Raw genomic sequence first — 13660 nt, forward strand, 5'->3', positions numbered from 1 at the left:
TTTTGTACTATTTTAATTAAGGAGACGATTGGAATGAATATACTTGTAATCAATTGTGGGAGTTCTTCATTAAAATACCAGCTCATTAATATGAAAGAAGAGCAGGTGTATGCCAAGGGGCTTTGTGAAAGAATAGGAATAGAAGGCTCAAGATTAAAGCACACCCCAGAAGGCAAAGAAACGATTATTAAAGAATCTCCAATGCCTAATCATAAAGAGGCAGTAAGACTAGTGATTGATGCATTGACTGATAAAGAATACGGTGTTATAGAAGGTATGGATGAAATATCTGCAGTAGGCCATAGAGTTGTTCATGGGGGAGAAAGCTTTAGTGAATCGGTTATTATCGATGAAGAAGTAATCAAGGCCATAGAAGCCTGCAGTGATTTAGCTCCTTTGCATAATCCACCAAACCTAATAGGAATAGAAGCTTGTAAATATCTAATGCCTAACACTCCAATGGTGGCGGTATTTGATACAGCATTTCACCAAACAATGCCACAGCATGCTTATTTGTATGCGATTCCCTACGAATTATATGAAAAACATAAAATTCGCCGTTATGGTTTTCACGGAACTTCCCATAAATATGTAGCCTACAGGGCAGCAGAAATTTTGCAAAAACCTATTGAAGAGTTAAAGATTGTTACCTGCCACCTAGGAAATGGAGCTAGTGTATGTGCCATAGATAGAGGAGAATCCGTAGATACCAGTATGGGATTTACACCTCTTGCAGGGTTGGTTATGGGAACTAGATGTGGGGATATTGACCCTGCCATTGTAAGTTTCATAATGGAAAAAGAAAATATCTCAGCCCATGAAGCAGATGATATATTGAACAAAAAATCTGGAGTACTTGGATTGTCAGGGGTATCTAGTGATTTTAGAGATATAGAAAACTCCATGGAAGATGGAAATGACAGAGCAAAATTAGCTATGGATGTATTTAACTATACCGTTACAAAATATGTAGGTTCCTATGCGGCGGCAATGGGAGGGTTGGATGCCATTGTATTTACAGCAGGTCTTGGGGAAAACAACCATGAGGTAAGAAGAGACATATGTAAATATCTGGGATTTTTCGGGGTTAAGGTAGATGAAGAAAAGAATAACTGCAGAGGCATAGAAAGAGACTTTTCATCCCCCGATGCAAAAGTACACTCTTTAGTAATTCCAACTAATGAAGAGCTGATGATTGCCCGTGAAACAAAGAACTTGCTTAAAAAATAATTTATTGACAAATAATAACCCTGTATGTATAATATCAAGAGTGAGCCTACAGGGGTGATAATATGATACTGGATGTGTCTAGAATTATGAAGATTCCTGAGGATACTATGGAATTATCCTTTAAAGAGGACTTTGATTTTATAGAATCCAAAAATGGAAAGATACAATTATTAAAACCTGTTGAGTTTAATGGTACAATGATTAAGGATGGAGATATACTTTTTTTAGATGGAAATCTTGAAGTCCTTTTTAAGTTGTACTGTGATCGTTGTATGACACAAGTTAAGACACCTTTATCGATAAGGGTTACTGAAAGATTTAAAAAAGAACTGCCCTTTGATGATGAAGAAGAAATTCATGGTTTTAATGGAAGTGAAATAGATTTAACACCTATTCTCACCGGTGTAATTTTACTTAATATGCCGATGAAAGTAGTGTGTAATGAAGAATGTAAAGGACTTTGTCCAGAATGTGGTCAAAATCTTAATGAACATACCTGTGATTGTAAAGAGGAATTTTTAGACTCACGGTTTTCAGCCCTAAAAACATTGTTTAAGGATTCAGAATAAATCTTTCACTTCATGATAAGTTTTAAGCAACTTTAATCATGGGTAAGGAGGTGTAGAAATGGCAGTACCAAAAGGGAAATCTTCTAAATCTAGAAGAGATAAAAGAAGAGCAAATTGGAAGTTAACTTCCCCAAATCTAGTTGAATGTCCAAAATGTGGAGAATTAATGATGCCTCATAGAGTATGTAAAGCTTGTGGAACATACAACAAGAAAGTAGTATTAGATGTAGAATAAAACTTATAAAGACAGCTTTTGCTGTCTTTTCTCATATAAAGTTTTATACAAAACTTATCTATAACCATTTAATGAATGGATATGGGAAGAGGAGGATACCATGGGGAAAAAAGCTATTATTGCCATTGATGCAATGGGGGGAGATAATGCCCCTTTTGAAATCGTTAAGGGTTCTATAGAGGCAGTAAACCAAAAGGATATAGAAATTATTTTAGTTGGGGACGAAAGTAAAATTGCAAGGGAGTTAAAAAGTTATTCCTACGATCCGTCTAAACTATCCATCGTTCATGCCTCGGAAGTTATTGACATGGAGGAGGCGCCGGTTATTGCCATAAGAAAGAAAAAAGACTCTTCCATGGTAGTGGGATTAAATTTGCTTAAGGATAAAAAAGCAGATGCCTTTATATCAGCGGGAAGCACGGGAGCCCTTTTAGCGGGGGGGACATTCCTAGTAGGAAGAATAAAGGGGGTAGAAAGGCCTGCCCTTGCACCTTTGATACCTAACAAAACAGGTTTTTCCTTATTAATTGACTGTGGGGCAAATATGGATTCTAAGCCTTCCTATCTATCCCAGTTTGCACAAATGGGTTCCATATATATGGAAAATATTATGGGCGTTTCCAATCCAAAAGTCGGACTTATCAATGTTGGTGTAGAAAAAGAAAAAGGAAATCAATTAACGAAAGAAGCGTACTCCTTAATGGAAGAATTGGATATTAATTTTATGGGTAATATAGAGGCAAGAGATATTCCCTACGGTAGGGCCGATGTTATTGTTTGTGATGCTTTTACAGGCAATATTATCCTAAAATATACCGAAGGCTTTGGGCTTTCCTTATTTGATATAATCAAGGAAGAACTTATGGGAAGCACTTTATCAAAAATAGGGGCGTTGCTTTCTAAATCTGCATTTAAAAGAATCAAGCATCGTTTTGATTATACTGAATATGGAGGGGCTCCTATGTTAGGACTACAGGGTTTGGTAATAAAAGCCCATGGAAGTTCTAATTCGAAAGCTATTTTTAGCGCTATTTGTCAAGGGATTCAATTTAAAGAGCAAAAGATAGTAGAGCAAATAGAACAAAGAATTAATCAATAACACATTTTCATATTGACGGTTTTGGTAGTATATACTATTATCAAAGTATAAAAACTGGAAGGGTGATTAAATGATACTTAAAAAGGTTAAGGAAGTCATTGCTGAACAACTCAATATTCAAGAATCGGAAGTTTCCGAAGATACTTCTTTCCAAGATGATTTAGGCGCAGATTCCTTGGATATATTTCAAATTATAATGGCATTAGAAGAAGAATTTGATATAGAAATATCAAATGAAGACGCAGAAAAGATTAATACCGTGAAAGATGCCGTAGAATATATTAAAAATACAGCTTCTGGCGAATAAAAGTCCTTTAAAAGGACTTTTGTTATTATTGTAAAAATATGAAGGTGAGAGTATGAAAAAACCAAATCCAAAGGCAGTTGAAAGTTTTGAAGGGATTATTAAATATTCATTTGAGGATAAAAAGTGGATATTAGAAGCTCTAACCCATAGCTCCTATTCCAATGAGAATAAGAAGTTAAGTATTCCAAATAATGAACGATTGGAATTTCTTGGAGATGCTATATTGGATTTAATTATCAGTGATTATATTTTCAATCTATATCCCCATATGCCGGAGGGTGAGCTAACGAAATTGCGGGCAACTATTGTTTGTGAGCCTTCCTTAGCAAATACGACCCTTAAACTTAATATAGGAAAGTTTTTATATCTAGGGAAAGGAGAAGAACTTACCGGGGGAAGAAAAAGAGCCTCTATTTTGGCAGATGCATTTGAAGCAGTCCTTGGGGCAATTTATCTTGATGGACAAATGGAACAAGCTACTAAATTTATACAAAGATTTTTAATTCCCTCAATTCCATTGATAAAAAATAATAATATGTACATGGATTACAAAACACTTTTACAGGAGGAAGTGCAAAAAACTAGTATAGAACCCCTCGAATATTGTATTATAGATGAAATAGGACCGGACCATAATAAAGAATTTTATGTAGAAGTAAGGCATCATGCCATTGTATTAGGTACAGGCAAGGGCAGAAGTAAAAAAGAAGCAGAACAAAATGCAGCTTACAATGCATTACAGAAAAATTAATTGTTTATGCTTTTTATGAGGTGAAATTTATGAATCTAAAAAGATTAGAAATACAGGGATTTAAATCTTTTGCAGATTATTTAAAATTGGATATCAATAAGGGGATTACCGCTGTTGTAGGCCCCAATGGCAGTGGAAAAAGCAATATTGCTGATTCTGTCAGATGGGTTTTAGGAGAGCAAAGCCCAAAAACCCTTAGGGGGGCAAAGATGGAAGATGTCATTTTTTCGGGTACCCAAAATAGAAAACCCTTGGGATTTGCCGAAGTTTCTATTACCTTAGATAACTCTGATGGAAAGATACCGATTTCATATGGGGAAGTAACTGTCACTAGAAGGGTCTATCGTTCCGGGGAAAGTGAATATTTTATCAATCGGACCTCATGCCGTTTAAAAGACATCCATGAATTGTTCATGGATACGGGGGTAGGAAAAGAAGGATATTCCATAATAGGACAAGGTCAGATTGATAGAGTACTCAGTACAAAACCAGAAGATAGGCGGTTTTTATTTGAAGAAGCAGTGGGAATTGTAAAATATAAAAGCAGAAAGCAAGAGGCGGAAAAAAAGCTCGAATTAGAGAAACAAAACCTCATAAGGGTCAGGGACATTATCTTAGAGCTAGAGAAACAAATTGAACCTTTGTCCATTCAGGCAGAAAGGGCAAAACAATATCTTGATATCAAGGAAAAATTAAAAGAGGTTGAACTAAATTTATTTATTCAGGAGGCGGACCTTCTAAAGGAAGAACTATCTTCCCTTGAAGGTAGTTTTTCCATAAACAAGGAAGAACTTAATAAGCAAAAGGAAGTACAAACTAAGCAAAAAGAAGAATGTACTTGCCTAAAAAGGGCCTTAGAGGAGATTGAAAATAAGATATTCCAAACTCAAAATGAGATTCTAGAACTTAGAACCTCCATCGAAAAAACAGGGGGCAGCAATAAGGTCATACAACAGCAAATTGAACATTGCCTCCTTAATGTAAAAAGATTACAGGACGAATGTAGTAAGGTGGATAGCAAAAAAAGGGTAGTGGAGGATGAAAAAACACAAGCTGCAGTTAAATCTAGGGGCCTTTCCTTAAACTTAAAAGCAAAAAAGGCCCTCTTAGAAGAAAAAGAAAATAACTTCTACGAAATTACCCACCTTCTAACTAGTAACGAAACAAAAATTGAAGATTTTAAATCTGATATCATTGAAAAAATGAATGAGTCTTCTGAAATAAAAACAATTATACAAAAGCTAACCGGCTCCATTGAGCAATTAGATAATCGCAAGGAACAAATTAAAACTGAAAAAGCTAAGAATCAGACTCAATACAAAGAAAGCCAAATACATTTAAAAGCCTTACATAAATTGCAGCAGGATCAGGAATTACAAAAGCAAAAATCCGAGGAACAAATAAATAAGCTAACGGATATGAATCATCATTTAGCCCATAAAATTAATGGGGAAACCATAAACTTAAATAACCTAACCGAGAAAATGCATCGGTATAAATCTAGACAGCAAGTTTTAAACCAAATGAAAAAAGAATATGAAGGTTTTAATAAAAGCGTAAAAAGTATTCTAAAATTAAAACAAAATAATCCAAAGGCGTGGGGCGGCATCTGCGGTGTTGTGGCTGAATTAATTCAGGTGCCTAGAGGCTATGAAACAGCTATTGAAGTAGCTTTAGGTAGCAGCATGCAAAACATAGTTACAACTACGGAAGAAGCCACCAAAGATGCAATTGAATACCTAAAGAAAAATCAATTAGGAAGGGCTACGTTTCTTCCTCATTCAGCCATAAGGGCTAGGGAATTGGGAAATGAGAAAGATAGCTTACTAAAAGAAAAGGGAATACTAGGAATCGCCTCCACCTTAGTAACCTATGATAGTTTTTATAATAATATCATTTCCTATCTTCTTGGAAGGGTCCTAGTGGTCACAAATCTCGATTATGGTATAGCTTTAGCCAAAAAATACAAGCATAGATATAAAATAGTCACCCTAGAGGGGGATATCTTAAATACTGGGGGGTCTATGACTGGGGGAAGCATTTATCAAAAATCCTCCAATATCTTTGCAAGAAACAGAGAATTAATAGAGTTATCCCATGAACTTAATAAACTCATAGAAGCTATAAAAGAAACCCAAAGGCATTTAGAAGACCATAAACATCTAAGGGATTTAAACATAAGCAAGATAGAAAAGGAAAAAGAGAAATTACAAGAAATAAATATGGGGCTTTTATCTAAAACACATGAAATAAAACAATGCAAAGAGCTTATAAATCAGTTAGAGGATAAGGAAAAACAACTTTTAATAGAAATGGAACAGCTAGGTATCCAACATAAAGAGACATCTTTAACTTTAATAGAAAAAAGCAATCAGTTAAAAGAAATGGATAATGAAATTGAAAAAATCCATTCAAGAATAGAATCCCATCAATTAAATTTGCAGGAGGAAAAAATCTCAAAGGATGCATTGGCAGAAGAAATAACAAAATTAAGAATAGAAATTTCATCATTGCAACAGGATACAAATCATATATATCAGGATATTGAACGATTAGAAAAAGAAATAACAACCCTAACATTAGAAAAAGAACAAAGAGAAAAAGAAATAAAGACATATAAGGAACAAAAAGAAGAAAAGAAAAAGGAAATACAAAAAAACAAAGAAGAAATAAAAACCTTAGATTTAACCCTAGAAAAGAAATTAGAAGAACAAGTTTCTTTACAAGAAGCCAAGAAAAGTAAGGCCACCAAGCTAGATGTATATGAAGGGGCCATGGATAAAACCACGGAAAATGTGGAGCTCCTTACACAAGAAATCAACAGGATAGAAAATAAAAAGATAAAGCTAAAACTAGAACAGGAAAATCTATATAATACGATTTGGGAAGAATACGAGCAGACCTACCACTCTGCCCTAAAATTTAAAACTGATATGGGCACAGTATCGACAATGAAAAAGCAATCCATAGAGTATAAAAATCTAATAAAAGGCTTAGGAAATATTAATTTGGATGCAATTTCTGAAAACCAAAAGGTGAAAGAAAGATATCAGTTTTTGTCAGAGCAGAAACAAGATATACTTTCCGCAGAACAAAAACTCTATAGCATCATCAAAGAATTAACAACCTCTATGGAAAAACAGTTTACCCAAAACTTTGCCACCATATCTGATAATTTTAACGAAGTGTTTAAAGAGCTTTTTGGAGGGGGGAAAGGCTACCTCCAACTAACCGATGAGGAAAATGTATTAGAGTCAGGGATTGAAATCATTGCCCAACCTCCAGGGAAAAAATTACAAAACATGATGCTTTTATCCGGAGGGGAAAAGGCATTAACTGCTATTGCCTTATTATTTTCCATACTTAAGATGAAACCTTCCCCATTTTGCATATTGGATGAAATAGAGGCGGCCCTAGATGATGCCAATGTAAATAGATTTGCAGGATACCTTAGTAAATTTGATAAGGATGCCCAGTTTATTGTAATCACCCATAGGAAAGGAACCATGGAAGCTGCCGATACCCTATATGGTGTAACAATGCAGGAGCAGGGCATTTCAAAACTACTATCGGTAAAGCTTTCTGATTTACAAGAAAATGAAGAAGCAAGCTAATAAGGAGTGAAAAAGGGAATGTTTAAAAAATGGTTTAAAAAAGATGAGAATGAACCAAAAGAGGAAAACCAAATTCGAGAAGAAGTAGAGGAAGTAGAAGAAATAGAAGAAATAGAAGAAATAACCCATGATTCCCAACCTAAGTCGGGATTTTTTACCAAATTGGTTAAGGGTTTAAGTAAAACCAGGAACAATATAATGGACGGTATAGACCAAGTTTTTAAATCCTTTACAAAAATCGATGAAGGATTGTACGAAGAGTTGGAGGAAGCTCTTATAATAGCTGATATTGGGGTTAATACAACCTTAAAGATTATGGATAACCTCAGAAAAGAAGTAAAAGAAAAAAAGATTACCGATACAATAAAACTGAAACAATTATTAATAGAAGAAATTTCTAAGGTTATAGAAAAAGGGGATTCTACCATCTCCATTGAGGATGGGCCAGTGGTTATTTTAGTAATAGGGGTTAATGGGGTAGGAAAAACAACAACTATAGGAAAACTTGCTTATAATATAAAAAAGCAAAACAAAAAAGTACTCCTAGCTGCGGCAGATACATTCCGTGCTGCAGCAATAGATCAGTTAGAAATATGGGGGGAAAGAGCTGGGGTGGATGTTATTTCCCATCAAGAAAATTCAGATCCTGCAGCCGTAATCTTTGATGCTGTTCAAGCAGCCAAAGCTAGGAAAACAGATGTATTGATATGTGATACCGCAGGGCGGCTCCATAATAAGAAAAATTTAATGGAGGAACTAAAAAAGATATTCAGAATAATAACCAGGGAATATCCAGAAGCAAGAAGAGAGGTTCTTTTGGTCCTTGATGCAACCACGGGACAAAATGCTCTTCAACAGGTTAAATTATTTAAGGAAGTGGCGGATATAACAGGAATCATATTAACAAAATTAGATGGGACAGCTAAGGGGGGAATCATTGTATCTATCAACCAAGAAATGAATATCCCTGTAAAATATATAGGAATAGGAGAAGGTATTGATGATTTACAGCCTTTTAACCCCCAAGAATTTGCCAAGGCATTGTTTGGTGAAGAAAATAATTAAAAAAATCTTGACAAACCCCTTTCTATGCTATAGAATATCTCTGTAAAGCATATAAGCTTTACACCTTAAATTTTATATAAGGGTGATTTTATGGAACATATTTTAGAAATCACGCTTCTGTATGACTTTTACGGGGGATTGCTAACGGATAAACAAAAAGACATATTTGAATTGTATTATCATGATGATTTATCCTTAGCAGAAATTGCTGAACAATTTAGCATTAGTAGGCAGGGGGTTTATGATACCTTAAAGCGCTGTGAAACTTTATTGTTTCAGTATGAAAATGCCATTCAATTGGTCAAGAGATTTATTAAAAGCAATAACTCAATCAAAAAAATGATTGACAAAATGGAAGAAATAGAAAAAAACCTAGAGTATCCCGATAAAATACTAATGCAGATTAAAGATATGAAGGATATGGCATATAAAATATTAAATGGATGAATTAGGAGGCCCTTCTATGGCTTTTGAAAGTTTATCTGATAAGCTTCAAGATGTTTTTAAAAAACTAAAAAGCAAAGGTAAACTCACAGAAAAAGATGTCACTGCAGCTCTTAGGGAAGTAAGGCTTGCCCTGTTAGAAGCAGATGTCAACTTTAAAGTTGTAAAGATCTTTGTTAATAAAATAAAGGCTAGGGCAGTGGGACATGATGTTCTAGAAAGCTTAACTCCAGGCCAGCAGGTTGTAAAAATCGTCCATGAAGAGCTCATTGACTTGATGGGCAATACCCAAAGCAAGCTTACCTTCTCTAATACCCCACCGACAGTTTATATGATGGTGGGCCTTCAAGGGGCAGGTAAAACAACGACCTCCGGCAAATTAGGAGCACAAATAAAAAAATTAGGCAAGAAACCTTTACTTGTTGCCTGTGACATTTACCGACCGGCAGCTATCAAGCAATTAGAGGTTGTAGCATCCCAAGTAGGAGTACCTGTGTTTTCTATGGGGAATTCTAAAAGCCCTGTAGATATAGCAAATAAGGCTCTTTCCCATGCAAAAGACAACCATAATGACGTGGTAATCATTGATACCGCAGGGCGACTTCATATCGATGAAAAACTTATGGATGAACTACAGGATATTAAAAACACCGTAAAACCTCAAGAGATTCTTCTCATTGTTGATGCTATGACAGGTCAGGATGCAGTGAATGTAGCAGAAAGTTTTAATGAAAAGCTGGGTATTGACGGAGTAATATTAACAAAGTTAGATGGGGACACCAGGGGTGGGGCAGCATTATCTGTCCGCTCAGTAACCAATAAACCCATCAAATATATAGGATTAGGGGAAAAGTTAGAAGATTTACAGCCCTTTCATCCAGATAGGATGGCATCCCGTATATTGGGCATGGGGGATGTTCTTACCTTAATCGAAAAAGCTCAACAAAATTTTGACGAAAAGAAAGCCCTAGATTTAGAAAAGAAACTTCGCAAAATGGAATTTGACTTCGATGATTTCCTAGAACAAATGCAGCAAGTTAAAAAAATGGGACCATTAAATCAAGTATTAGGAATGATTCCGGGAATGAACATGCAAAAACTTGGGAATGTGGAAGTCGATGAAAAAGAGATTGCCCATGTAGAAGCTATTGTACAATCCATGACCAAAGAGGAAAGAAAAAATCCCTCCATTTTAAATGGTTCTAGAAAGAAAAGGATTGCCGCCGGCAGTGGAAGAAATTTGCAGGAAGTAAATAGGCTTCTAAAACAATTCGAGCAAATGAAAAAGATGATGAAACAGTTTTCAGATATGGCAAAAGGCAAAAAAGGAAAATTTAAACTTCCTTTTATGTAATATAGATAAATTTTTTAAGGAGGTGAAAACACATGGCAGTTAGAATCAGATTAAAAAGAATAGGTGCTAAAAAAGCTCCTTTTTATAGAATAGTTGTGGCCGATTCAAGATCTCCAAGAGATGGTAAGTTTATTGAAGAAGTTGGATACTATGACCCAACTAAAGAGCCCGCAGAACTAAAAGTCAATGAAGAACTTGTTCAAAAATGGCTTAAAACTGGTGCTCAACCTTCTGATACAGTAAAATCTTTACTTAAAAAAGCTAATGTACTTCAATAGTTATAATTTAACGCAAATCCATTTAAGGTTTAGCGGAGGTGTTATGAATGAAAGAACTAGTTGAAATGATCGCAAAAGCTTTAGTAGACAACCCTGAAGAGGTAAGGGTAAATGAAGTAGAAGGAGAACGCTCTATCATTCTTGAACTAACCGTTGCTTCGGAAGATATGGGCAAAGTTATAGGAAAGCAAGGACGTATTGCAAAAGCAATCCGTACAGTTGTAAAAGCAGCAGCAATCCGTGAAAACAAACATGTGGTTGTCGAAATTTTACAATAAGTTTTAAGGTTAGGGATAATTCCTAACCTTTTTTTCTATTTTGTAGATACACCATAAAACCCCACAATGATTAAGGAGAAGAAAAAATGCCTGATTATATAGAAATCGGAAAAATAGTAAATACTCAAGGGATAAAAGGAGATTTAAGGGTAATCCCCACCACTGATGACCCAAAGCGTTTCGAACTTTTAGAGTGTATTTATATAGAAAAGAAAAATGAACTGATAAAATATGAAATTGAAAGAGTCTGGTATCACAAGCAATTTGTCATATTAAAATTAAAAGAAATAGTTTCAATGAACGATGGAGAAGCCTTAAAGAACACCATAATCAAAATTCCAAAAGAACTGGCGCTTCCCTTAGAAGAAGATGAATACTACATTGGGGATTTATATGACATGGAAGTTTACACCGATGAAGATGAATATTTAGGCAAAATTAATGACATTATTTTTACTGGAAGCAATGATGTCTATATTGTAAAAAACGAAACAGATAAAAAGGAAATCCTTATTCCTGCTATAAAACAGTGCATTTTAAATATAAACATAGAAGAAAAGAAAATGATTGTGGCTTTGATGGAAGGATTGAGGGAGTGATGAATTTTTATATATTGACATTGTTTCCTGAAATGATTATGTCTACCATGTCCCACAGTATCATAGGAAAAGCACAATCCCAAAACAAGATTAAAATTGAGTGTATCAATATTAGGGATTTTGCCGGGAATAAACATAAACAAGTAGACGATTATCCCTATGGAGGCGGGGCTGGAATGGTGATGCAGCCCGGACCCATATACAATGGGTATAAAAGCATCATCAATCAAAAAAATATAAAACCAAGGGTGGTATATATGTCACCCCAAGGCAAAACCTTTTCCCAGGCCCTAGCTAAAGAATTATCCCGGGAAGAAAATATAATCATCCTCTGTGGGCACTATGAAGGAGTGGACCAGAGGGTTATCGATGAAATAGTAACGGATGAAATATCCATCGGAGATTATATATTAACCGGAGGAGAACTAGGGGCAATGGTTATTATAGACTCCATCTCAAGACTACTTCCCGGGGTTCTTGGAAAAGAAGAATCCTACCAAGAAGAATCCTTCACTAACCACTTATTAGAATACCCCCAGTACACAAGGCCACCAATTTTCAAAGATAGAAAGGTGCCCGATATCCTATTATCCGGTCATCACTCAAATATAGAGAAATGGAGAAGGGAGCAATCCATCCTTCGAACCCATAAAAAAAGGCCGGATTTACTACAAAAAGCAGACCTAACCGACGAAGATAGAACTTATATACAAAAAATCAAAAATACCTAATAATGGTACACCTGTCTGCCATTTTTCTAAATTTCCCGTTGCAATTATTTATTTTGTATGCTATACTTTTAAATTGTGAGTACGGGCGTTCCGCTGCTATATGTATAAGTATGAACGTCTATAATGGAAGGAGGGTACTTCATGAACGAAATTATTAAAGCAATTGAAAATGAACAATTAAAAGACGATATAACTCCTTTTAATGTTGGGGATACCGTACGTGTATATGCTAAGGTTAAAGAGGGAAATCGTGAAAGACTTCAAATGTTTGAAGGGATTGTATTAAAAAAACAACACGGGGGAATCCGTGAAACCTTTACTGTAAGAAGAATTTCTTATGGTGTTGGTGTTGAAAGAACATGGCCTCTTCACTCACCTAATATTGATAGGGTTGAAGTAGCAAGAAGAGGTAAAGTAAGACGAGCTAAGCTAAATTATCTCCGCACCAGGGTGGGTAAAGCTGCAAAAGTTAAAGAAATTATCTAATACTAAAGGGACTCATAAGTCCCTTTTTGTGTATATGAAAGCAGGTGAATCATGGAAGATAATCAAAACAATACAAATAAATCATTTTTTAAATCTGAGATATTTGAATTCATAAGAGATATTATTTTTATCCTTGCCGTTGTTGTTTTCATAAGAACCTTTGTCTTTGAAAATACAAAAGTAAGTGGCCCTTCTATGGAGCCCACTTTATATGACGGTAATATATTAATTGTTAATAAATTCGAATACCGCTTTATAAATCCCAAAAAAGGGGAGATTATAGTTTTCCCTTATAAAGGAGATCCTTCAAAGCATTATATTAAAAGGATTATAGGTCTGCCGGGGGAAGTGGTTGATATTCGGGATGGCATTGTTTATATTGATGGGGAATTATTAGAAGAAGATTATCTTCTTGAACCCATGTATACCATGGGGGAAGTCACCTACCCATTTAAAGTCCCTATGGATACATATTTTGTTATGGGGGATAACCGTAACAGAAGTTCTGACAGCAGATATCAGGATGTCGGGACTATCGAAAAATCAAAAATTACAGGGCGCGCAGTGATTAGGTTGTGGCCTTTTAACCAAATAGGATTTATTAAATAAAATTATTGGTA

At 35.2% G+C, this 13660-nt stretch carries 16 protein-coding genes; all 16 read left to right on the forward strand.

The window, feature by feature from the left end; translation table 11 throughout:
* The first annotated feature begins 33 nt into the window (after positions 1-33).
* Positions 34-1230, forward strand: coding sequence for an acetate kinase (locus tag GX308_02540; protein NLK20973.1), 1197 nt, complete (start codon positions 34-36; stop codon positions 1228-1230).
* A gap of 62 nt (positions 1231-1292) precedes the next feature.
* Entirely contained in the window at positions 1293-1799 is a 507-nt protein-coding gene (locus tag GX308_02545) for a DUF177 domain-containing protein (protein NLK20974.1), read from the forward strand.
* A gap of 58 nt (positions 1800-1857) precedes the next feature.
* Positions 1858-2034, forward strand: a complete 177-nt coding sequence (gene rpmF / locus GX308_02550) for a 50S ribosomal protein L32 (protein ID NLK20975.1) — start codon at positions 1858-1860, stop codon at positions 2032-2034.
* Between the two features lie 100 nt (positions 2035-2134).
* Positions 2135-3133, forward strand: coding sequence for a phosphate acyltransferase PlsX (plsX, locus tag GX308_02555; protein ID NLK20976.1), 999 nt, complete (start codon positions 2135-2137; stop codon positions 3131-3133).
* Positions 3134-3203: 70 nt separating this feature from the next.
* Positions 3204-3440, forward strand: a complete 237-nt coding sequence (acpP, locus tag GX308_02560) for an acyl carrier protein (GenBank protein ID NLK20977.1) — start codon at positions 3204-3206, stop codon at positions 3438-3440.
* A gap of 52 nt (positions 3441-3492) precedes the next feature.
* The gene (locus GX308_02565; protein ID NLK20978.1) at positions 3493-4191 is read left to right on the forward strand and encodes a ribonuclease III; all 699 of its coding nucleotides are present in this window, start codon (positions 3493-3495) and stop codon (positions 4189-4191) included.
* Between the two features lie 29 nt (positions 4192-4220).
* Positions 4221-7805, forward strand: a complete 3585-nt coding sequence (smc, locus tag GX308_02570; protein NLK20979.1) for a chromosome segregation protein SMC — start codon at positions 4221-4223, stop codon at positions 7803-7805.
* An 18-nt stretch (positions 7806-7823) separates the two neighbouring features.
* Positions 7824-8870 (forward strand): signal recognition particle-docking protein FtsY, encoded by a 1047-nt coding sequence (ftsY, locus tag GX308_02575; GenBank protein NLK20980.1) that lies wholly within the window; start codon positions 7824-7826, stop codon positions 8868-8870.
* A gap of 90 nt (positions 8871-8960) precedes the next feature.
* Positions 8961-9317 carry a putative DNA-binding protein gene (locus tag GX308_02580; GenBank protein ID NLK20981.1) on the forward strand — a complete coding sequence of 119 codons (357 nt, stop codon included), beginning with the start codon at positions 8961-8963 and terminating at the stop codon, positions 9315-9317.
* A 16-nt stretch (positions 9318-9333) separates the two neighbouring features.
* Entirely contained in the window at positions 9334-10668 is a 1335-nt protein-coding gene (gene ffh, locus GX308_02585; protein ID NLK20982.1) for a signal recognition particle protein, read from the forward strand.
* A 32-nt stretch (positions 10669-10700) separates the two neighbouring features.
* A complete protein-coding gene (gene rpsP / locus GX308_02590; GenBank protein ID NLK20983.1) occupies positions 10701-10946 on the forward strand; it encodes a 30S ribosomal protein S16 in 246 nt (81 codons plus the stop codon).
* 47 nt (positions 10947-10993) lie between these two features.
* A complete protein-coding gene (locus GX308_02595; GenBank protein NLK20984.1) occupies positions 10994-11224 on the forward strand; it encodes a KH domain-containing protein in 231 nt (76 codons plus the stop codon).
* An 86-nt stretch (positions 11225-11310) separates the two neighbouring features.
* A complete protein-coding gene (gene rimM / locus GX308_02600) occupies positions 11311-11823 on the forward strand; it encodes a 16S rRNA processing protein RimM (GenBank protein NLK20985.1) in 513 nt (170 codons plus the stop codon).
* Positions 11823-12554 (forward strand): tRNA (guanosine(37)-N1)-methyltransferase TrmD, encoded by a 732-nt coding sequence (gene trmD / locus GX308_02605; GenBank protein NLK20986.1) that lies wholly within the window; start codon positions 11823-11825, stop codon positions 12552-12554. Before rimM ends, trmD begins: the two co-directional genes overlap by 1 nt.
* A gap of 141 nt (positions 12555-12695) precedes the next feature.
* Positions 12696-13040 (forward strand): 50S ribosomal protein L19, encoded by a 345-nt coding sequence (gene rplS / locus GX308_02610; GenBank protein ID NLK20987.1) that lies wholly within the window; start codon positions 12696-12698, stop codon positions 13038-13040.
* Positions 13041-13091: 51 nt separating this feature from the next.
* Positions 13092-13649: a signal peptidase I gene (gene lepB, locus GX308_02615; protein NLK20988.1), complete on the forward strand. Its 558-nt coding sequence runs from the start codon at positions 13092-13094 to the stop codon at positions 13647-13649.
* Positions 13650-13660 lie beyond the last annotated feature (11 nt).

Origin of the sequence: Candidatus Epulonipiscium sp. (genome assembly GCA_012519205.1) — a bacterium.
In the GTDB taxonomy this organism is placed as follows: Bacteria; Bacillota; Clostridia; order Lachnospirales; family Defluviitaleaceae; genus JAAYQR01.

Excerpts from the sequence above, each read along its gene's own strand:
- rpsP (NLK20983.1), top strand. The coding sequence starts at position 10,701 with ATGGCAGTTAGAATCAGATTAAAAAGAATAGGTGCTAAAAAAGCTCCT.
- GX308_02540 (NLK20973.1), top strand. The coding sequence starts at position 34 with ATGAATATACTTGTAATCAATTGTGGGAGTTCTTCATTAAAATACCAG.
- GX308_02565 (NLK20978.1), top strand. The coding sequence starts at position 3,493 with ATGAAAAAACCAAATCCAAAGGCAGTTGAAAGTTTTGAAGGGATTATT.
- GX308_02595 (NLK20984.1), top strand. The coding sequence starts at position 10,994 with ATGAAAGAACTAGTTGAAATGATCGCAAAAGCTTTAGTAGACAACCCT.
- acpP (NLK20977.1), top strand. The coding sequence starts at position 3,204 with ATGATACTTAAAAAGGTTAAGGAAGTCATTGCTGAACAACTCAATATT.
- GX308_02580 (NLK20981.1), top strand. The coding sequence starts at position 8,961 with ATGGAACATATTTTAGAAATCACGCTTCTGTATGACTTTTACGGGGGA.
- GX308_02545 (NLK20974.1), top strand. The coding sequence starts at position 1,293 with ATGATACTGGATGTGTCTAGAATTATGAAGATTCCTGAGGATACTATG.
- rpmF (NLK20975.1), top strand. The coding sequence starts at position 1,858 with ATGGCAGTACCAAAAGGGAAATCTTCTAAATCTAGAAGAGATAAAAGA.
- smc (NLK20979.1), top strand. The coding sequence starts at position 4,221 with ATGAATCTAAAAAGATTAGAAATACAGGGATTTAAATCTTTTGCAGAT.
- trmD (NLK20986.1), top strand. The coding sequence starts at position 11,823 with ATGAATTTTTATATATTGACATTGTTTCCTGAAATGATTATGTCTACC.
- lepB (NLK20988.1), top strand. The coding sequence starts at position 13,092 with ATGGAAGATAATCAAAACAATACAAATAAATCATTTTTTAAATCTGAG.
- rimM (NLK20985.1), top strand. The coding sequence starts at position 11,311 with ATGCCTGATTATATAGAAATCGGAAAAATAGTAAATACTCAAGGGATA.
- ffh (NLK20982.1), top strand. The coding sequence starts at position 9,334 with ATGGCTTTTGAAAGTTTATCTGATAAGCTTCAAGATGTTTTTAAAAAA.
- plsX (NLK20976.1), top strand. The coding sequence starts at position 2,135 with ATGGGGAAAAAAGCTATTATTGCCATTGATGCAATGGGGGGAGATAAT.
- ftsY (NLK20980.1), top strand. The coding sequence starts at position 7,824 with ATGTTTAAAAAATGGTTTAAAAAAGATGAGAATGAACCAAAAGAGGAA.
- rplS (NLK20987.1), top strand. The coding sequence starts at position 12,696 with ATGAACGAAATTATTAAAGCAATTGAAAATGAACAATTAAAAGACGAT.